At 64.4% G+C, this 20,087-nt stretch carries 17 protein-coding genes; 9 read left to right on the top strand and 8 right to left on the bottom strand.

The features are described from left to right. Positions 1-7: 7 nt before the first annotated feature. Together MFM001_RS04770 and MFM001_RS04765 are read right to left on the bottom strand one after the other, a co-directional pair. Positions 8-1,192 (bottom strand): acyl-CoA dehydrogenase family protein, encoded by a 1,185-nt coding sequence (locus MFM001_RS04770; protein ID WP_116374095.1) that lies wholly within the window; start codon positions 1,190-1,192, stop codon positions 8-10. Continuing rightward, on the bottom strand, positions 1,192-2,364 hold the full coding sequence (locus tag MFM001_RS04765; RefSeq protein ID WP_116374381.1) for a cytochrome P450: 1,173 nt from the start codon (positions 2,362-2,364) through the stop codon (positions 1,192-1,194). The genes MFM001_RS04770 and MFM001_RS04765 overlap by 1 nt, the downstream gene beginning before the upstream one ends. Positions 2,365-2,577: 213 nt before the next feature. On the opposite strand from MFM001_RS04765, the gene MFM001_RS04760 reads away from it, so the two are divergent. Further along, complete coding sequence (locus tag MFM001_RS04760; protein WP_116374093.1) at positions 2,578-4,038, top strand: aldehyde dehydrogenase family protein; 1,461 nt, start codon at positions 2,578-2,580, stop codon at positions 4,036-4,038. After that, positions 4,035-6,431, top strand: coding sequence for a CaiB/BaiF CoA-transferase family protein (locus tag MFM001_RS04755; RefSeq protein WP_116374091.1), 2,397 nt, complete (start codon positions 4,035-4,037; stop codon positions 6,429-6,431). The genes MFM001_RS04760 and MFM001_RS04755 overlap by 4 nt, the downstream gene beginning before the upstream one ends. 17 nt (positions 6,432-6,448) lie before the next feature. Here the strand turns inward: MFM001_RS04755 and MFM001_RS04750 are convergent, their stop codons facing one another. The 3 genes from MFM001_RS04750 to MFM001_RS04740 all read right to left on the bottom strand — a co-directional run bounded on the left by MFM001_RS04750 (position 6,449) and on the right by MFM001_RS04740 (position 8,832). After that, positions 6,449-6,922 carry a MaoC family dehydratase gene (locus tag MFM001_RS04750; RefSeq protein ID WP_116374088.1) on the bottom strand — a complete coding sequence of 158 codons (474 nt, stop codon included), beginning with the start codon at positions 6,920-6,922 and terminating at the stop codon, positions 6,449-6,451. Beyond that, positions 6,919-8,112, bottom strand: a complete 1,194-nt coding sequence (locus MFM001_RS04745; protein ID WP_045380836.1) for an amidohydrolase family protein — start codon at positions 8,110-8,112, stop codon at positions 6,919-6,921. The genes MFM001_RS04750 and MFM001_RS04745 overlap by 4 nt, the downstream gene beginning before the upstream one ends. 81 nt (positions 8,113-8,193) lie before the next feature. Further along, positions 8,194-8,832 carry a cysteine hydrolase gene (locus MFM001_RS04740; protein WP_116374086.1) on the bottom strand — a complete coding sequence of 213 codons (639 nt, stop codon included), beginning with the start codon at positions 8,830-8,832 and terminating at the stop codon, positions 8,194-8,196. A 60-nt stretch (positions 8,833-8,892) separates the two neighbouring features. Between MFM001_RS04740 and MFM001_RS04735 the strand changes: the two genes are divergently transcribed. Further along, positions 8,893-9,357 carry a nuclear transport factor 2 family protein gene (locus MFM001_RS04735; RefSeq protein ID WP_192886850.1) on the top strand — a complete coding sequence of 155 codons (465 nt, stop codon included), beginning with the start codon at positions 8,893-8,895 and terminating at the stop codon, positions 9,355-9,357. On the opposite strand, the gene MFM001_RS04730 is transcribed toward MFM001_RS04735, so the two are convergent. Both MFM001_RS04730 and MFM001_RS04725 read right to left on the bottom strand, forming a co-directional pair. Then, positions 9,328-10,230, bottom strand: coding sequence for a TIGR03619 family F420-dependent LLM class oxidoreductase (locus MFM001_RS04730; RefSeq protein WP_116374084.1), 903 nt, complete (start codon positions 10,228-10,230; stop codon positions 9,328-9,330). The genes MFM001_RS04735 and MFM001_RS04730 overlap by 30 nt on opposite strands. A gap of 10 nt (positions 10,231-10,240) precedes the next feature. Continuing rightward, on the bottom strand, positions 10,241-11,350 hold the full coding sequence (locus tag MFM001_RS04725) for an acyl-CoA dehydrogenase family protein (RefSeq protein WP_116374082.1): 1,110 nt from the start codon (positions 11,348-11,350) through the stop codon (positions 10,241-10,243). Positions 11,351-11,562: 212 nt separating this feature from the next. Between MFM001_RS04725 and MFM001_RS04720 the strand changes: the two genes are divergently transcribed. From MFM001_RS04720 to MFM001_RS04695, 6 genes are all read left to right on the top strand, one after another. Beyond that, positions 11,563-12,759: an amidohydrolase family protein gene (locus tag MFM001_RS04720; RefSeq protein ID WP_116374080.1), complete on the top strand. Its 1,197-nt coding sequence runs from the start codon at positions 11,563-11,565 to the stop codon at positions 12,757-12,759. A gap of 5 nt (positions 12,760-12,764) precedes the next feature. Next, positions 12,765-13,754 (top strand): acyl-CoA dehydrogenase family protein, encoded by a 990-nt coding sequence (locus tag MFM001_RS04715; protein ID WP_116374078.1) that lies wholly within the window; start codon positions 12,765-12,767, stop codon positions 13,752-13,754. After that, entirely contained in the window at positions 13,748-14,953 is a 1,206-nt protein-coding gene (locus MFM001_RS04710) for an acyl-CoA dehydrogenase family protein (RefSeq protein WP_238158915.1), read from the top strand. The genes MFM001_RS04715 and MFM001_RS04710 overlap by 7 nt, the downstream gene beginning before the upstream one ends. After that, positions 14,950-16,512 carry a class I adenylate-forming enzyme family protein gene (locus MFM001_RS04705; protein WP_255422080.1) on the top strand — a complete coding sequence of 521 codons (1,563 nt, stop codon included), beginning with the start codon at positions 14,950-14,952 and terminating at the stop codon, positions 16,510-16,512. The genes MFM001_RS04710 and MFM001_RS04705 overlap by 4 nt, the downstream gene beginning before the upstream one ends. After that, positions 16,509-18,068 (top strand): class I adenylate-forming enzyme family protein, encoded by a 1,560-nt coding sequence (locus MFM001_RS04700; RefSeq protein WP_116374072.1) that lies wholly within the window; start codon positions 16,509-16,511, stop codon positions 18,066-18,068. Before MFM001_RS04705 ends, MFM001_RS04700 begins: the two co-directional genes overlap by 4 nt. 107 nt (positions 18,069-18,175) lie before the next feature. Continuing rightward, positions 18,176-18,964 carry a TetR/AcrR family transcriptional regulator gene (locus MFM001_RS04695; RefSeq protein ID WP_116374070.1) on the top strand — a complete coding sequence of 263 codons (789 nt, stop codon included), beginning with the start codon at positions 18,176-18,178 and terminating at the stop codon, positions 18,962-18,964. Here the strand turns inward: MFM001_RS04695 and MFM001_RS04690 are convergent. Next, complete coding sequence (locus MFM001_RS04690; RefSeq protein WP_116374068.1) at positions 18,953-20,083, bottom strand: acyl-CoA dehydrogenase family protein; 1,131 nt, start codon at positions 20,081-20,083, stop codon at positions 18,953-18,955. The genes MFM001_RS04695 and MFM001_RS04690 overlap by 12 nt on opposite strands. Between the last annotated feature and the right edge of the window lie 4 nt (positions 20,084-20,087).

Here is a 20,087-nt window from a genome sequence, read left to right as displayed (position 1 = left end):
TTCCGCGTTATGTGTTGGCTCGTAGGTCGCGAGGTGCCCTCGGGAGGCCGAGGCCCGCCATGGCGATGATGTCTCGCTGGAGTTCGTTGGCGCCGCCGCCGAAGGTGTTGATCACCGCCAGTCGGTACGCATGCTCGAGGTTGCCGCGCAGCGGTGCGTCGTGTCCGGCGCGGGTGCCGTCCGCTCCGAGCACCTCGAGTAGTTCCCGGGCCACCTGCTGGGTCAGTTCGGTGCCGAAGACCTTGGCTGCGGAGGCTTCGCCCATGCCGAGAGCGCCACTGCTCATGGTCGCGTTCACCCGTAGGTTGAGTAGCTTGTATGCGGCGACCTGTGCCTCGACCCGGGCCAGTGACTGCTGAACCCAGGGCTGGTCGATGACGAATCCGTCGTCTTGCGGTGTGGTCTTGGCCCACTTCATCGTCTGCGCGAACAGCGGTTCCAGCGCACCGAGGTTGCCCAAGGCGGCCCGCTCCAGGTTGAGCTGGTTGGTGATCAGCTTCCAGCCTTGGTTCTCGCCCAAGACGACGGCGCTGGCGGGCACGCGGACGTCGTCGTAAAAGGTGTAATAGGTCGAGACACCGGGCATTGTGTGCAATGGCTTCCACGAGAAGCCCGGGGAGTCCGTGGGGACGATGAACAGTGTTATGCCCTTGTGTTTCTTGGCGTTTGGGTCGGTGCGTGCCGCCAGCCAGATGTAGTCCGCGAACTCAGCGCCGCTGGTGAACAGCTTGGCGCCGTTGATGACGTACTCGTCGCCGTCGCGCACCGCGGTGGTGCGCAGGGAGGCGAGGTCGCTGCCGGCGCCGGGTTCCGAGTAGCCGATGGCGAATTCGACGGTGCCCTTGAGGATTGCGGGCAGGAATTGGTTCTTCTGGTCTTCGGTGCCGAACTGCATCAGGGTCGGACCGACGGTGTTGAGGGTGATCATCGGCAGCGGAGCGTCTACTCTCCTGGCTTCCTCGGCGAAGATGTATTGCTCCAGCGCACCCAGGCCCCTGCCGCCGTACTCGACGGGCCAGGCCACACCGAGTAGCCCGGCTTCGCCGAGCGCGCGCCGGCACTCGGCAACCGCTTTGCCGCCTTCCATCTGTCCCGAGATCGCTGCGCGCCGTTCGGGTGTCATCACGGCCTCGAGCCGTTGACGGAACTCTTTGCGCAACGCCTCCTGCTCGGGGGTGTAGTCGAAATCCACTAGTTGGCTACTCCCAGTCGTACCGGCATCCGCTTGACGCCGGGAACCATCGTGGCGCGCAGCCGGGTCACGTCACCGCTCAGCTCGATGGTCGGGTAGGCGCCGAGGAGGACTTCGAACATGACCCGCGCCTCCAGCCGTGCGAGCTGCGCACCGAGGCAGGCATGTTCGCCGCATCCGAATGCGATGTGCGGATTGGGGTTCCGCGTGATGTCGAACTCCTCTGCGGTGGGCCCGAACACGTCTTCGTCGCGGTTGGCCGATCCGTACAACATCACGACTTTGTCGCCTTGTTTGATGAGCTGGCCGCGAATCTCGACGTCGGTCATGGCGGTCCGGGCCATGTGTGTCACCGGGCTGGTGTAGCGCAGCATCTCTTCGACGGCGATCGGGATGAGACGCGGTTCTGCACGCAGTTTGGCGAATTGTTCGGGGTGGTCGATGAGCGCCAGCGTGCCCAGCGCGATGAGATTGCGGGTGGTTTCGTTGCCGGCTACCAGTAACAGGAACGAAAAGTTCAACAAGTCTTCGTCGCTGAGCCGTTCGCCGTCGACCTCGGCAGCGGCAAGGATGGCCAGCAGATCCTCGGTGTCGGACACCTCACCCGAGCGGCGGACCGCGATAAGGCGCTGGAAGTATTCGTACAGTTCGGCCAGCGCGGTGACACTGTCGAGCTCGATGCCGGGATCGGCGGTGCCCACGGCTGCGTCCGACCACCGCCGGAACTGCTCCCAGTCCTCTGGTGGGGCGCCCAGTAGTTCGGCGATCATCCGGGTCGGCAGGGGAGCGGCGATCTCCTCGGCGAAGTCGTGCGGCGTCGACGGGTCAGTGCTCTCTACGATGCCCTTCACGATTTCGCGCACCTTGGGTTCCAGCAGCGCCACCTGACGGCGGGTGAACCCGGAATTGATCAGTTTGCGCAGCTGCCGGTGCCGCGGCGGGTCGGTGAAGATCAGATTGCCCTCTTGGACAGGTTCGGGCTGACTCGGATCAGGGATGGTGATCCCTTGGGTGGACGAGAACTTCCCTGGTGTGCTCGACACGTAGCGGATGTCCTCGTACTTCAGCAACGCCCAGAAATTGGTGACGTCGTTCCAGCACACCGGCGACGTGGCCCGAAGCTCTCGGTAGGCGGGGTAGGGGTCGCCGGCGTAGAAATCCGGCGAATGCAGTGGAACGGCCGTAAGCAATGCAAACCCACCTTTTCACTAAACGCGATCGAGCATTTCTGGTAAATCTGTCGGATCGCTTCAGTGTCTATCTTATGAAATCACCGGTGTCAACGGGCAGCTGTGTCCCCAGATCATCGCCATTTGACGCCCGCAGTACGACAGGTGTACACATTGTGTCGGATCGGCTGGGAGGATCTTTGAAGTGGAGATCGGATGACGCAGCCAGAGGCATTGCTCGACAACTATGGTCACTACATCGATGGCCAGTGGATGGAGCCGGACAGCGGGCGGTACGACGACATCAACCCGGCGACCACCGATGTGCTGGCCACGGCGCCAGATGCCAGCGTTGAGCAAGTCAGTAGCGCGATCGCCGCGGCGCGTCGTGCGTTCGACGAAGGTCCTTGGGCCACGGCGAATCCCGAAGAGCGAGCCAGGTGCCTGACACAGCTCAGCACGGCGTTGCTCGAACACGTCGAAGAGTTCTATGCGCTTGCCCAGCTGGAATGGGGGTGTTCGGCAACCGAGCGCATGTTCCATGTCGAAGGCCCTGCGGTGATGGTCGGCCGCGCGGCCGAGCTTGCCGCGGAGCCGGCGGAGACAACGATTGACGCCTGGGGAGCGACCGGAACCACGGTGCTGCGCTACGAGCCGTTAGGTGTGGTGTCGGTTCTCACCCCGTGGAACTTCCCGCACACGCTCAACGCTATGAAGCTCGGCAGTGCACTCGCGGCGGGCAACACCGTCGTACTCAAGCCCTCACCCCTGGCGCCGCTGGCCGGGCTGGCGATGGCCCGACTGATCGACGAGCACACCGACATTCCGCCGGGCGTCGTCAATGTGGTGACTCCGGCCGGCGTGGAAGCCAGCAAGTTGCTGACCACAGATCCGCGGGTGGACATGGTGAGCTTCACCGGAAGCTCGGCTGTTGGCCGTGAAGTGATGGCCGGCGCGGCGTCGACGATGAAGCGGGTCCTGCTCGAGTGCGGTGGCAAGTCGGCCGCCCTTCTGCTCGACGACGTCACGGTGACCGACGAACTGCTCGACCGGCTGCTGTTCGAGGGCTGCACGATGCATGCCGGACAGGCATGCATCCTCAATAGCCGCCTGGTAGTGCCCGACGCGCTTCACGACGAGGTCGTCGATCGCCTTGCCGAACAGGCCCGCAAAGTGGTGGTGGGCAACACAATCGATCCGGCCGTGCAGATGGGGCCGCTGATCAGTGAACCGCATCTCGAACGCGTCGAAGCCATGGTCTCGCGGGCGGCGCAAGACGGCGCCACCGTGGTGACCGGCGGTCGGCGTCCACCGGACCTACCCACCGGGTTCTTTTTCGGGCCGACGATCCTGACGAACGTCGCTGCCGACGCGCACATCGCCCAGGAAGAGGTGTTCGGACCAGTGCTGACGGTCTTGCGTTATCACGACGAACATGAAGCCGTCGCGATCGCCAACAACTCGCCTTATGGCCTGGGAGGCGCGGTCTGGTGCAACGACGTCGACCGGGGGACCGAAGTCGCGCGCCGCATCCGCACCGGCCAGGTATCCGTCAACGGCTCGCTGCCCGGAGATGCGCCGTTTGGAGGATTCAAACAGAGCGGAATCGGACGTGAAGGCGGCATGTTAGGTCTGCGGGCGTACATGGAGCCCAAGGCGATTGGCATCCCGGCGTGACGGGGGCCCTTGTGGGGTTGCGGGTGGTCGAGCTCGGCAGTGAAATCACCGCTCCGTACTGCACGAAGCTCTTGGTTGATCTGGGTGCCGAGGTGCACAAGATCGAAGTGCCGCCAGGCGATCCACTACGACGCTGGGGGCCATTTCGGAGCGGGAAACCCAACCTGGACTCGGGCGGACTGTTCGAGTATCTCAACGCTGGAAAGCATGGCATCACAGTGGATTTGGCATGCCCGAGCGATGTCGCCAGGGTGCACAAGCTGATCGCGCACGCCGACATGCTGGTGGAGAACCTCGGGCCCGGCGTGCTTGATCGTTCGGAATGGGGGCTCGACCGGCACAGCCTGACCCAGCTCAATCCACGCCTGGTCGTCGTGCGGATCTCAGCCTTCGGTCAGGACGGTCCGCTGCGCGACCGGCAGACGACCCCGCTGACCATGCAGGCGGCGTCGGGGTGGGTAAATGAGCGGGAGCCGGGCCGCCCCCCGGTGCAGGCCGGCGCGCGCATCCCCGAGTACACCACCGCCGCGTACGCAGCGCTGGGTGGCCTCACGGCGTTGCGGGTCAAGGCAGCCGTACCTGATCGGCCGGTCGAGGTGGATGTTTCGGCGTTCGAGTCCCTGTTGTGCGCGTTGCCGTATCCGATGCTGATGGCGCAGCGGCTGAAAAGCAAAGGTCTGCCGACAAATTCGAAGGCAGGGCCGATGTTGGGCATTGTCCGCGCGGCCGACGGCTGGATCGGCATCAACTGCCTGACGGGTCAACACTGGCTCGATGTATGCGCCATGGTCGGGCTTCCCGAATTCGGTGAACATCAGCTCGCAATCATGCTCGGTGGCCCTGAGCGCGACGAATTCTTCGCAAAGGCACAGCCGTGGCTCGATCAGTTGAGCGTCGACGAGATTGTCGAGCTCGCTCAGGCCATGCGAATCCCGGCCGCACCGGTCACCGACGGTGCTTCGATCCTGAACTGTCCGCAGTATGCCGAGCGAGGATTTTTCATCGAATCGCAGGCTGGCGGCGAAAGATTCATCCGTCCCGGCGCGCCGTTCCGGCTGTCCAAGACACCGGCGCTCGCACCCGTTTCGGCGGCACGACTGGGAGCCTCGTCCCCCACAACCGATCGGGCGGCGAATCGCGGTGATGCGGTGCCGAGCGCCGCCGACCCCGCCCTGCCCTTCGCAGGCCTGAAGATCCTTGACCTAAGCACCTTCTGGGCCGGCGCTTACCTCACCTGCTACTTCGGCGCTTTCGGCGCAGATGTCGTCAAAGTCGAGTCGATTCAGCGGCCCGACGGCCATCGCTATTCCGGTGCGCTTCTGCGGGAAGGCGACGACTGGTACGAGCGGGGACCCTTGTGGCAGGGGACCAACCTCAACAAGCGCGACGTGACCCTGGACCTCAACACTGTCGAGGGCCGCGAGCTGGCCGTGCGCCTCGCCGCGGAAGCCGACGTCGTGGTGGAGAACTTTTCACCGCGCGTGGTCGAGCAGTTCGGACTCGACTACGACTCCCTTGTCAAGGTCAACCCCAAGATCATCATGGTGCGCATGCCCGGCTTCGGGCTGGCCGGACCGTGGCGCAATTACGTTGGCTGGGCTCTGAATATCGAGCAGCTTTCCGGCATGTCCGCTGCCACCGGCTATCCGGACGGTCCGCCGTGCAACCTGCAGGGTCCGGCTGACCCACTCGCCGGAGTGCATGCCAGTGTTGCGTTGCTTGCCGCACTGAGTCACCGTGAACGCACCGGTGAGGGACAGCTCATCGAGGTCGCGCAAATCGAGGTGGGTGCCGCGGTCACGGCCGAGCCGGTGATCGAGTACTCCATGACCGGCGCTATCCGCGGGCGGGAGGGCAATCGGCACCGCGAATTCGTCCAGGGCGTCTACCCGTGCCGCGGCGAGGACGAGTGGGTGGCGCTTTCGGTGCGCGACGATTCGGACTGGACGGCGCTCGCGGATGCGATGGAGCGGCCGGAACTGCAACATGATCCGCGTTTCTGTTCGGGCGAGACGCGCCTGGCCCATCACGACGAGTTCGATCGCCTGGTGTCCGACTGGACGCGCACGCGCACTGCTGACGATGTCGCCGAGGTGCTCTCAGCGCGTGGCATTCCCGCGGAGCGCATACTCACACCCGACCGCATGTACGACGTGCCGCAGCTCGACGCCCGCGGGTTCTACGAGGAGATGACTCATCCGCTCACCGGTCACCACCGCTACCCCGGCTGGCCATTTCGGATAACTCCCGGTCCTTCTCGGCAGCATCGCATGGTTCCTCCCACCCTCGGCCAGCACAACGCCGAGGTGCTCACCGGTATCGGTGTCACCGAGGCACAGCTGTCCGAACTGGCCGAACGACAGGTCATCGGGCAGCGATTGCTGAACGGCTGATCAGGTTTTGAAGCCGGTCAGTCGACCATCAAGGCGATCGTGTCGACCACACACGCCGGCCGGCTGGCACCTTCGATCTCGACGGTGACCCGGACCGTGGCGCGTGCCCCGCTACTTGACCGTTCGACTTTGAGCAGTTCGGCACCGGCGCGGATGCGTGAATCGACCGGAACCGGCGAGGGGAACCGCAGTTTGTCCACGCCGTAGTTGACTTGCATCGACAAGCCGGTGACTTTGTAGATCTGCTGCACCAGGACGGGCACCAGCGACAAGGTCAGGTAACCGTGTGCGATGGTCGTGCCGTACGGCCCTTTCGCTGCCCTTACCGGATCGACGTGAATCCACTGGTAATCGCCGGTGGCGTCGGCGAATAGGTCGATCTCCTTCTGAGTGACACGCCGCCAATCGCTGAATCCGAGGTGCTCACCGACGTGTGCCTCGAACCCCGCAACGCCGTCGTAAGTGACCGGAGCGCTACGCGTTTCCGTCATGCCGGCACATGAATGCCGAGCAGGCCCATGGCATTGCCGCCCATGATCTTGGCCTTGTCCTCCTCGGACACTCCCTCGAGGCGGTCAACGAAGCTCAATGGATCACCGATGCCCTCCGGGTGCGGGAAGTCCGAGCCGAACAGCACATGATCGACGCCCATAACGTCGATGATTCCCTGGATGTCGTCTTCGAGGAAGGGATGAATGTAGATGTTACGTTTGAACACCTCGACGGGGTGTTCGTCGAATTCTTTGGGCATGATCCGGTACGCCGTATTCAGTTGGCCAAGAAGGTTTTTCACCCACCCGCTGCCGTTCTCGACGCAGAGGATCTTCAGATCGGGGAATCGGGACAGCGCGCCGTGGCAGATCATCGCGGCCAGGGTGTCTTCGATGGCGCGATGACCCATCACCACCTCGCGCAGCGCGCTGGGTTTGAACGACAAATATTCGTCTCCGCCTTCCCATTCCATCAGGTGCTTCTGGTACCCGCTGTCGGAGGCGTGCATGGTGACGGGAATGCCCGCGTTGACCACTTCTTGCCAGAAAGGATCGAATTCGGGCAGTCCCATCGACCGTGAGCCGCCGAACCGACTGGGCACCGGCGCGGGACGGACCAGGAAGGTCTTCATGTTGCGCTCGAGGCACCAGTGCAGTTCCTCGATGGCCTTGTCCACCAACGGCAACGTGATCACCGGGGTGGCGAAGATCCGGCCCTCGTAGTCGAAGGTCCAGTGCTCGTGCATCCACTCGTTCAGCGCGTGCATGACAGCGTGGGTCAGGATCACGTCGTCGGTGGTGCGTTCCTCGATCAGACTGGCCAGGGTGGGATACATGACGCAGCGGTCGATGCCCAATTCGTCCATCAGCTCGACCCGGGGCGCAGGATATTGGTAGGCCGGGATGACATCCATTGCCTCACCCACGAACTCGCGGAAGTTCAGCCCTTCGGGGTTGTTGCCGAGGAAGTAGTCCTCGGCGCTGCCCGGTCGGGCCACCCGTTCGAACGTGGGGTTTGGGATCATGTGGCTGATGTGGTCCTTGACGACAAGTTTGGGCCTGCCGTTGACCTCGACGTAGCCCACCTTGCCCTTGTGTTCCTTCGGCAGGAACTTTGTCAACGCCTCCTTGGTCTCGTACATGTGGTTGTCGATGTCGAAAACCGGGTAGGGAAGAGAGCGGGGCGACATTGCAGTGGTCCTCCTGCGAATATGAGCGTTTACGCTATTGAGAATGACGTTATCACCATCATTTGCCAACCTCCAGCCGCACTAGGGCTGAGGAGCAAATTGGCTCCAGGTCGCCACCACGGCTTGGGAAGTCGTCACCGTGGCGAGTAGGGACAAGGTGTTGTCGATCACCGATTCGGCGTACTGCCGCGGGTAACCACAGACGGCATCGCGCGGCAGGACGAACTGGTAGGAACGATTGACCGCGTCCATGACGAAGTTGGGGATTGCGACGTTCACCGATACGCCGACTCCGACGATTGTCTTGATGCCGAGGTTGCGCAGCACCGGGTCGAGATCCGTGCCGGTCATGGGCCCGACGCCGTGGGTACGGGTGAGGACCAGGTCGCGGGGGTCGGGCCCGAATTCGGGTAGCACCGAGGCGCCCGCGGTGCCGGGCGAGAGGTCGGCGCTGAACGATTTCGCTGCGGCGAACAGCCGAGCATTCGTGTTGGACCCGCGGCCGTCCGGGCGTCTTTGGATCAGGCAGTGAATGACCGTGACACCAGCGGCGCGAGCGGCATCGAGTAGCTTGGCGATGTTGGGAATGGCCTCGTGGCGCGCCTCTTCTGCGAGGGCTGGTAAGCCTGCCTGCGGCCCGATCACACCGCCCTGGCATTCCTGCGTGACAAGGGCCGTGGTGCGTGGATCGAGCAGCTCGTCGAGTCGGGGTTGCGGCATGAGAATACACATTATCGTAAGCGGAAACCTGAGTTCGGTGGAGCTGTTCAGGAGGTGGCCGTGCAGGCGTGGGAACTCGAGATCCGGGAATCGGTGCGGCAGACGCTCGCGGACTACACCGCAGCCACCGACAGTTTCGCGCTCGAAGCCCTGGCGGCGTGCTTCACCGCCGATGGGGTGCTGCAGTACCCCGGAGGCAAACCGTTGACCGGCCCAGCGGCGATCGAGGCCGGACTCGGTGCGCAGTTAGGGGGTCCACGGGATGCGGCGCGTCCGGCGGCGACGCATGTGCGCCACCACGTGTCGAGCGTTCGGTTCAGCCGGGTCGCTCGCGACCGTGTCGAGGTGACCAGCTACTTTGCGGTATACACCGACATCGGGCTCGATCATTGGGGCAGATACCGCGACGTGTTGGTGCCCCACGATGGCCGCTGGCTGTTCGCGTCACGCAAAATCACCGTCGACGCGTTCTCGGCCAACAGCCTGATGGGCGGCTCAGCTCCGGATGAACTCCTTGGCGAATGACTTCGCGCGTTCGATGACCTCGGCGCGGTCGTCGCCGGGAGGCGCGATGGTCAGCCAGCTCACGCCTGCGGCGGACAGCCGCTCGACGGTGGCGTGGCGCTCGTCAAGAGATCTGTTGTCATCCAACAGGTTTCCTGCCGAGAAGCAGATATCCAACGGCTGCGTGCGCCCGATCTCGCGAGCATAGGCCTTGGCCCAGCCGATGGCTGCCTCCAGCTCGTCGAGCGTGGAGATCTCCGCGGTGCGAGAGGCCGCTGCGTAGCCGAACGTGTTGAACGGCGCCCAGCCCTGAAAGCGCGAAACAGCGCGCCGGATGGCCGGCTTGCTGTTGCCCCCCACCCAGATCGGTGGTGCACTCGCCGGGACCGGGCGCAGCCGCACTCCCCGGGCCGCGAAAGATGTGCCTTCGTAGGCGGTGTCCTCGCCGGTGAGTACCTTCGTCAGCACGTCGAGGGCCTCGTCCAGAAGTGCTCCGCGATTGTCGAAATCGACGCCCAACGCGCGGAATTCCGGCTTGAGGTAACCCGCAGCGGTGCCCAGGATCAGCCGGCCACCCGAGAGCACGGCGAGGCTTTGGATTGACTTGGCGCCCAGGAACGGATTGCGGTAGGCGGCGATGTAGACGTTGGTGAGTAGCTTGATGCCCGATGTCGATGCGGCGGCGAACGACAGCGCGACAAAAGGATCGAGTGCATGGTGGCCACCGTGGTCGAGCCACTTTGCGTCCGGCGCCGGGTGATCGGTGACGTGGACAGCGGCGAACCCGCATGCCTCGGCCTCCCGGGCAATGTCGGAAATGGCTGTGGCCGTGACGAATTCGGCTGGCGCTTCCACGCGATGGGTGGGCAGTTCAAGGGAGTAGGAGACGGTCACATTCGTCCTTTCAGGTGGTGGTCAGATCGGCAAGGCGCTGGGCATGCATGTCGGGACTGCCGAACATCAGTTGAGAGGCCTTGGCCCGCCGCACATAAAGATGCGCGTCATGTTCCCAGGTGAACCCGATACCGCCGTGGACGTGCATGTTGCCTAAGGCGGCCTGCAGGAAGGCATCCGAGCAGGCCATCTTGGCCACCGACGCCGCTATCGGGAGTTCAGCGTTATCGGGTGCGTCCGCGGCCTCGGCGGCGTGCATGGCGGCCGACCGTGCCCCTTCGACCGCCACCAGCATGTCCGCGCACCGATGCTTGACCGCCTGGAAACTGCCGATCGGGCGGCCGAACTGGATGCGGGTCTTGGCGTAGCCGACCGCCATGTCCAGGCACCGTTGTGCGGCGCCGACTTGTTCGGCTGCAAGCGCAACCAGAGCAAGATCCGATGTCCGAGCCAGCCCGGTGGCGGCCGCGCCGTCGGCTCCGATCAGGTCCGCCGGTACGTCGTCGAAACCCAGCGCGGCGATCCTGCGGGTGCGATCAAGGCTGGCGAGCGGCTCTCGCTGCAATCCTGTGGCGGTCGATTCCACCGCGAACAACGACAATCCGGCTTCGGTGCGGGCTGCGAGCAGGAGCACGTCGGCCGTGTGACCGTCGAGCACCATCGGCGCGGGACCGCTGACGAGAAAGCCCTCGGGACCTTTACGTGCGACAAGCGTGACCGAGTCGGGATCCCACGTTCCAAGCCCATCATTGAGGATCAGGGTCGCCGTGGTCGAACCGTCGACGAGCCGGGGCAGCAGCTTGACCATCGCGTCACGGTCTCCGCTGGTCAGCAGCGCGTGAGCCGCCAACACGACGGTGGCGAAAAACGGCGAGCACAACAGCGCGGCACCCATCTCCTCCAATACCACTGCGAGCTCGCGCATGCCCGCGTCCGCACCGCCGAACTCCTCGGGCACCGCGATGCCTACAAGTCCCATTTCACCCGCGAGCTGCCGCCACACCCGCTCGTCGTAGCCGGTCGGGGTCTCCATCACGTGCCGAACGGCGGCGCTGGACGAGCGCGCTTGTAGGAACGATCGCACGGCGTCGCGCAGGTCGTCGTGGTCAGCTGCAGTCATCGTGTGTCCGCCGGATCGTCCGATTGACGAAAGTGGTTGGCAGAATCATAGTTTCCTAACACGCGCGAGAAGCCTGGCCAGACTGCGGCAGGACGCCTGACCAAAGGTCTGCCCGGTTCGTCTCAACCCGGGGGATAGGCATTCCCGAGTCAGGATAGTATCCTTTCCTAATTAAGAGAATAGCCATTCTCGCTAACAGAAGGAGCTGGGCGGTGGCGACAACCCTGGGCTACGGCATATTCGACTGCGACACGCACTGCTATGAGACGCGTGACGCGTTCACCCGCTTCTTGCCGGAGAAGTTTCGCGACCGGGCGATCACCACGGTCCGCGGGGCCGACGGTGTCGAGGTGATCCTTGCCGGTCATCGGGTGGCCACCTTCAACAGCGAAGGGGGGCTGGGTCTGGACGTCGCATATCGGCCCGGTTCCCTCAAGGAGATGCTCAAGCAGATGGGATCCGGCAACCCTGAAGAGTCTTACGAGCCGGTGCCCATGCAACCGGAATTCGTTGAGCGCCCCGCCCGCCTGGCAGTGATGGCGGATCAAAACGTCGAGCGGATGGTCATCTATCCCAGCGGGATGGCGCTGGCCGCCGAGCACTACGTCGACGACACCGCGGCGCTGTATGCCAACATCCGGTCATTCAACAGATGGTTCGACGAGGAGTGGGGTTTCAACTACGAAGGCAAGATCTTCGCAACCGCATTGATGTCGTTGCGCGACTTGGATTCTGCGATCGCTGAGACCGAGGCGATTATTGCGCAGGGAGCAAAGTTTGTACTGCTGCCGACAGGACCGGCCTACGGTCGGTCGCCCGGCGATCCCTACTTCGACCCCATCTACGCACGCCTGCAGGAGGCCGGGTGCATCCTGGTGTTTCACATCATGCCGTTTTGGTATTTCGACGCGATCTCCCCGGCCTGGGGGCAAAACCCCGATCCCGCCTCGTGGCACATGTCGGCGTGGCAGTGGATGAACATCTACGGCCAGCGGCCCATCGAGGACACGTTGTCCGCGCTCATCTTCGATAACCTCTTCGGTCGCTTCCCAGGCCTGAATGCCCTTGTCGCCGAGCACGGTGCGGAATGGGTGCCGTTCTTCGTCAGGCACATGGACAAGAGCCGTGGCATGGGCCGCAACGGTCCGTGGATCGGCGGAAAGCTGGCGGAACGCCCGTCGGCGATCTTCCGCCGTCATGTGCGCGTGGTGCCCTACCCCGAAGATGACATCCCCGAGATCGTCGCCCGGTTGGGTTACGACGACTGCCTGGTCATGGGCTCGGATTACCCGCACGCCGAAGGATTGGCGGAGCCGGCGGACTTCGTGAAACTGCTCGACCCGCTCGACGAGGCCGCCAAGCGGCGAATCATGCGAGACAACGCCGAGCAAATGCTCGCCCGGAGCTAGGGCGGATGGACCGCGACGACGGGGACGACCTCGACTTCGAACTGCTGCGGACCTCCGCGCGCGAGTTCCTCGCCGGCCGCGGCGAGAAAGACTCGGTCGGTGATCTTGCAGCGATGGACTGGCTTGGTCTGCTCGTCAGCGAGGAACGCGGCGGCGCGGGATGGCGCCCCGTCGAAGCCTGCCTGATCGCAGAAGAACTCGGGCGGGCCCACGACCGCTCGCCGTGGTTTGGATGCGCCATGGCGGCCGCCGCGTTCGCCGACGCGCCCGACGCCGTCTCTGGTCATTGGCTGGCCGATACGCTATCCGGCACGACGATCACCGGGTTCGCCCCGGGCGGCAACGTCGTTCGGATTGTCGGCGGCGACAAGGTGCGCGCGGTCATCACGGCGGGCAGCGACGGACTGCACTTGGTTGAGCTTGGTGAGTCTGCTGCCCGCTGGCTTGACTGTGACGCACTGGATACTGCGCGCCCGGCCTGGTGCGTCGACCTGACCGGAGCTACGCGGGTACCAATCGGATCAGCGATCCAAGCCGAGCGACTCAATGCCGTCGGCAGGCTTTTGGTCAGCGCCGACGCGCTCGGTGCAATGTCGAGCGCACTTGCCCGGCTCACGTCATATCTCAAGGGGCGGACGGCATTCGGTGCTCCCATCGCCAGCTTCCAAGCGGTGCAGCATCGGTTGGTCGACCTGCTGGTCTTCGAAGTCAAGTCGCGGGCCATCGTCGCCAAGGCGGCGCGCACACTGGGATCGGCCGACCTTGGCGACGGCGCCCGTTTGCGGGCGGCAATTGCGCAATCCGCTGCCGCCCATGCCTTCGTCGCGGCAAAGGCGACCGCGGCCATCGACGAGTGCATCCAGTTGTCGGGCGGTATCGGGTTCACCTGGGAGTACCCGCTGCATCACGAAATGCGCCGGGCCGCAACAGATGCCGTCTTACTCGGTACTGCCCGGTCAAGTCGAGCCCTGCTCGCCGAGGCGTCGGGATGGTGACCACATCGGCAATGCGGCCGACCGACGCCCAGCTACATGCCCTCCGCGACGAGGTGCGGGCATTCATCGCCGCCCATGCGCCGCCGATCGAAGCCCGCGAGGGCCATCGCGCGCCGGTGGACCGCGAGCAGGAATCGCTACTGCGCGCGTGGTTCGCTGCGCTGTTCGATGCCGGCTTCATCGGCGCCGACTGGCCCGTCGAGTACGGAGGTCGACCCGACCACCATCCAATGCATGACCGTGTCGTCATCGAGGAGATCTTGCGGGCGCGCGCGCCCCGGCCGGTGGACCAGGTCAACCTCGCGGCGCACGTCTTGGTGCACTTCGGCACCGAGGCGCAAAAGCAGGCCTATTTGCCCTCGATCCGTAGCGGTGAGCACATCTGGTGTCAACTGCTCAGCGAACCCGACGCCGGCAGCGACATCGCAGGGGTGCGCACCAAGGCGGTGCGGCAGCAGGACGGGACCTGGCTGCTGGACGGCCAGAAAACCTGGATCACTGACGGGCACTGGGCCGACATGGGTTTGGCGTTGGTTCGCACCGATCCGTCGTCGGTGCGCCATCATGGGCTGTCGGTGTTTGTCGTACCGCTGTCCACTCCGGGAGTGGAGGTGCGTCCCATCCGCACGATCGGTGATGCGATCGAGGTCAACGAGGTGTTTCTCAGTGACGTGCAGCTGTCCGCGGACAGCGTCGTCGGGGAGGTCGGCCAGGGTTGGTCGATCATCATGGCGGGGCTGGAGTTTGAGCGATTCGGCATCGGCGGCAATGTGATCCTGCTGGAACTGCTGATCGACGACCTCGTCGTGCTGGCCCGGCACCTTCCGGTCGACGGCATGCGCGCGATCGACGTTGACGACATCCGCCAGCGGGTGGCCGAGCTTGCGGTCGAGGTCGAGGTGGCCAAGGCATTCATCGACGACTACGTCGAGCGATTGATCCGGGGGGACGAGCAGCCGGGCGACGCGTCGATCGCGAAGCTGAGCTTCGCCGAGACGTATCACACCGTCGCTGCCTACGGTGCCGAGCTCGCATCCTCGGTGCGACTAGACGCGCCGCCCGATTCGCCTGTGCACCAGGCCAAGCAGCGGCTGCGCGAATGCTGGCTATGGTCGCGCGCATACACGATCTCTGGCGGCAGCTCGGAGATCATGCGCAATATTCTCGCCAAGCGCCGACTGATGCTGCCGACCAAGTGAGCCGGCCTTCCAAGGACACCTACTGGGGACTCGTCGAGTGGGCGGCCTCGGAACATCCACGCCGCGTCGTGCTTTGTGACGACTTCGGCCGCAGCTTGACGACGGTAGGCCTACGTGATGCCGCGGTGGCAGCCGCAGCGGCATTGGCCGAGCGCGGGGTTCACGCGGGCACGGTTGTCTCGTGGCAGCTGCCGACCACCCTCGAGACAATGGTCGTGATGGTTGCGCTTGCGCGACTGGGGGCGGTGCAAAACCCGATCCTGCCGATCTGGCGGGAGAGCGAGGTCGGTTTCGTCACAACACAATTGGGCACGGAGGTGATGATCGTGCCCGGCAGGTGGCGGGAGTTCGATCACGTGGCGCTCGCACGGTCGTTAGCTGAGAAACGCGAGATGACCATCATTGTCGTCGACCACGAAACTGCGCCAGCCGCAGGGGGTTTGCGGTTACCGGCGGGCAATGTCCGAGCGCTGCCGGACCCTCCGAGCTCTGGTGACGACGCCCGCTGGGTCTACTACTCATCCGGCACCACGGCAGCACCGAAAGGGGTTCGGCACACCGATCGATCGGTGATGGCGGGCTCGGCGGGGGTGGTGGGCATGGTCGGTGCGTCCAGCAGTGACATCAACCCGATCCCGTTTCCGATATCGCACATCGGTGGTGCGGCGATGTTGGCCGCCAGCCTGCTGACTGGGATGCGTCTGGTGCTCTTCGACTCGTTCGACGCGGCTACGACTCCGTTCGCGACCGCCGCGCACCGGCCGACGTTGCTTGGCACGGCAACACCGTTCTTCGTGGCGTTCATGGCCGCTCAGCAGCGCCACGGTGCCGAGCCACTGTTTCCCGATCTGCGTGCCTGTGTAGCCGGCGGGGCACCGATCACCGCCGAACTCGGTCGGCAAGTCCGCGAGACCTTTTCAGTCCCCGGAATCGCCAACGCATGGGGGCTGACTGAATTTCCGGTTGCGACGTCACCGGTGCCGGACGCGGCGACGGATGTTCTGGATTACACAGTCGGTCCGCCAGTGCCGAGCGTGCAGGTGCGGGTGGTAGGCGACGACGGGCGCGAGGTGCGGTGCGGTGATGAGGGTGAGCTGAGACTCAAAGGGCCGCAGTGCTTTTTGGGATACGTGGATGAGTCGCTGAACGCCGATGCCTTCGACACCGACGGTTGGTTCTGTACCGGCGACCGCGGCCGCATCGACAAGGACGGCAACGTCGTGGTCACCGGCCGGATCAAGGACGCCATCATCCGCAACGCCGAGAACATCTCGGCTCTGGAAATCGAGGGTGTGCTGGCCGCTCACCCCGCGGTGGCTGATGTGGCGGTCATCGGCGTGCCGGACCCGCGCACCGGAGAGCGGGTCTGCGCCGTCGTGGTCGCTGAACCAGGCGCCGAACTGGCACTCGCCTCGTTGGTGCGGCACTGCCAGGATCACGGGTTGAGCCGCCACAAGTTTCCGGAGCGCCTCGAAGTGGTGGATATGTTGCCGCGCAACCTAACCGGCAAAGTACTCAAGGCCGAGCTTCGGTCACGATTTCGGGAATCCGCGCTGTGACGACGGACCTGCTGGGGCGCGCACTTGAGCGGGCAGATGCGCTTCGTGCTACCTATCGCGCAGCCGGGGTGTGGTCGCCGCATCCGCTTGATGTGGTACAGATCGCCGCGCGGCGGCACCCGTCGAAAACCGCGGTCGTGGACCGCCGTTACACGTTGACGTACGCCGAACTCGACCGGCGAGTCGACCGGGCGAGCAAGGTCTTGCGGGCAGCCGGCGTGACCGCGCAGACTCCGCTGTTGTTAGTGGTGGGCAATGACATCGAGTCGGTGGTCAGCGTGCACGCTGCGATTCGGGCCGATGCCGTGGTGCTCCTGGTCTCGCGCAGCGCGGGCCCGAACGAGGTTGGCGACATTGCCCGCCGGACCGGGACGCGTTTGGGCGTGGCACCCAATTGGGCGCAGGCCGCTGGCTGTCACTTGGACGCAGGGTTCCACTGGATCGACCTTTTGGCCCGCGTCGACGCTCCGCGCAGCACACCACAGCGTCCTGCCGACGATCCATCGTTCGTGCTCTTCACCTCTGGAACCACGTCCAGGCCCAAGGGCGTCATCCACTCCTTGAGCACATTGGCCAAGGCGTCGTTCAACTACATCGACGCCGCTGGCCTAGGACCGCACGACCGTCTGTTCCTGATCAGCCCGCTGGCTTCGGTCACTGGTGTGGTGCAGGCCGTGTTTGTCGCGCCCATGTTGACCGCACCGGTGATCCTGGAAGACCGCTGGGATCCTGCGGCAACGTATGAGTTGCTGGTTTCCACCGGTTCGACCTGGTACGGCGGACCGGATCGGCTCTTGGACCGGCTATTGGATCACGCCGCCGCCGACGGGCGAGAGATCCCGGTGCGGGCGGTCTACCTGGGGGGAACGATGCTCGACCGCCGGGTCGTCCAACGGATCGAGGACGATTTCGGCATTATCGTGATGCGCGCCTATGGGTCTTCTGAAGCGCCGGTGAGCACTTCGGGACGGCGCTCCGAAGCCCGGGAGTTGCGTCATGCCGACGACGGCCGGCCGCTGACCGACGTCGAAGTCAAGATCGGATCGACCTCGCAGCCGACAGAGTGCTGCATCCGTGGTCCGCACGTCTTTCTGGGCTACACCGATGCCCATGACGACGACAGTGCCTTCAACGGGGACTGGTATTGCACCGGCGACGCCGGCGAGCTGACGGACGGGCGGCTACGCATCGTTGGGCGCTTGCGCGACATAGTCATTCGCAATGGGCTGAAAGTTGCAATTGTGGAAGTCGAGGATGCGATCGCCCGCATTCCGGGTGTGCGCGAGTGCGCGGCCTATTCGGTGCCGGATGCGACGACGGGCGAGCGGCTCGCCGCGGCGGTGGTGATGGAATCCGGCGCCGGACTGTCGCTGAGCGCGGTAGCGGAGTCGTTGATCGCTGCGGGCCTGCCCAAGTACAAGCTGCCCGAAGAATTGGTGTTCTGGGACCAGCCTTTGCCGGTCAACGCCAACGGCAAAGTGGACCGCAACACCCTGGACGCACGATCACAGGGCCGCCCGCGTGAGATAGCGGCGAGGCTTTCTCGCACCGGTTAACGCGTATTCGTCGGAAATAGCGGTTTCCGGTTGCGAGTAGCAGCCGTGACACGCGCCTCACCAGCGCGCATGGGAGCTCTGTCGGGGCGCGTATCCTGAGAGGCACCATGAAGGGACGCAGCGGCAAACAGGAACTCGCACCGGTCGATGATCTTGACGAACCGGCGATCGAGCTGTCGAAAGAGTGGCAGGAACGTACGCTCGAGCGGCGGTTGAGCAACGCGAGAGCCCGGGCTCTCGCCCGCAGCTCACGGTTCTTGGCTACGGCACTGGAACTGGTTCAAGAGTCCGGACGCGCAGACTTCACCATTCAGACACTCATCGACCGATCGAATCTGAGCTTGCGCGCTTTCTATCAGCACTTCGCCGGCAAAGAAGAACTCCTGCTTGCGCTTTACGAGAACGTCACCAGTCAGTTCACTGAGGCCATCCGCCAAGAAGTCGCGGCGGCCGACGATCCGATGGGACAGTTGGAGGCCTTCTGCCGCGGTTTTCTGTCGCGGGCAGAGTCGTCGCACAACGTCGGCGGCCGAGTTACAACGATCTATAACCTGAGCCTGGAGATTGAGCGCCCGGCGGATTTCGCGAAGATCTGGGAGCCGCACCAGAAGCTGCTCACCAAAATCCTCACAGCCTGCGCGCGTGCGGGTCTGGTGCGCAAGGACCTGACCCCCGCGCAGTTGACCACGCTGCTGAATTCGACGCTGACCTCGTTGGCCCAAATTGGCGTGTTCCAGGTCGGTAGCCGGGGTGCGGACCTTTCCGAGGACGACATGTGGGCGTGGTGCAAACAGGCGGTGAGCCCTCCGGCTGCGAGCACCAAACCGAAAGCGGTCAGAGCGAAGACGACTCAGCGTCAGAGCAGTACGCGCCGCGTCAAGAAGCTAACGGGGTAGTCCTAGCCCGCGCTGGGCGATAATCGTTCGCTGTACCTCGCTGGTACCGGCATAGATGGTTGTTCCCAGGGAAAACCGCATCAGGTGCTCGAAGCGCCCGCTCTCCGGTGCGGTGGGTTCGAAGTAGCTCCGCAGCCCATCCGGCCCGACGAGTTCCATGATGTCCTGCGCCGCGCGTACCAGTGCTTCGGTGCTGAACAGTTTGGACATCGGTCCCTCGGCGACGGGCACCTGTCCTTGGTCGGCCATCCAGACGCAACGCCGTTGCAAAAGCGTGGATACTTCCAGTTCGATTGCAATTCTGGACAACCGGCGCCGTACGTCCGTGTCGGCGAGCGGCGGCGCTTCGCCGTCTTCGACCGCGCGGGCCCATTGCTCAGCATGGTGCAACAGGCGCGCTATGTGCGGTCCCCATCCTGACGCGTGTTCGTCCTGCAGCGCGATGCCGAGAACGGCCCACCCTTCGTCGATTTCACCGATGCGACAATCGTCGCCTATTCGCACGTCGCTGTAGAAGGTGATGTTGGTCCGTTCGCCGGACAACGTCCAGACCGGTTGCACCTCGATCCCTGGAGCAGCAAGTGGCACCAGAAACATCGTGAGTCCCTTGTGCTTTGGCTTATCAGGACTCGTGCGAGCCAGCAAGAAGACGTAATCGGCGATGTGGCCGTTGGTGGTGAACATCTTGGAACCGTTGATGACCCATTCCTCACCGGAGCGAACCGCCTTCGTGGTCGCTGCGGCGAGGTCAGATCCGCAGTCGGGTTCGGTGAAGCCGAGCGCGATGGTGATCTCGCCTTTCATGGCCGCGGGGACTATGCGGTCCTTCATCTGCTGGGTGCCGGCCTGCCGGATGACCGAGGCCACCATCCGCGTCGTCTCCGAGAGATACACCGGTGCTTCGGCGTACATGAGTTCCTCTTTGAGGAGCTGGACCTCCATCGCGTTTCGGTTGGGCGCGAACAAATCCTTCGCCACGAGGCCGCGAGCGAACTCGTCGTCGTGCGCAGCTCCGCTGCGGTAGATGCGCTCCTCGACCTCCGGTGTCAACACGTCGTCGAGGTGCGCCCGCACCTCTCGGCGGAACGCCTCCGCGTCGTTGTCGAGCTGGAACTCCATGGGC

This window comes from Mycobacterium sp. MFM001 (genome assembly GCF_003402475.1).
In the GTDB taxonomy this organism is placed as follows: Bacteria; Actinomycetota; Actinomycetes; order Mycobacteriales; family Mycobacteriaceae; genus Mycobacterium.
Note: the sequence above shows the minus strand (reverse complement) of the source record. Positions and strands in the feature narration are given on the sequence as shown.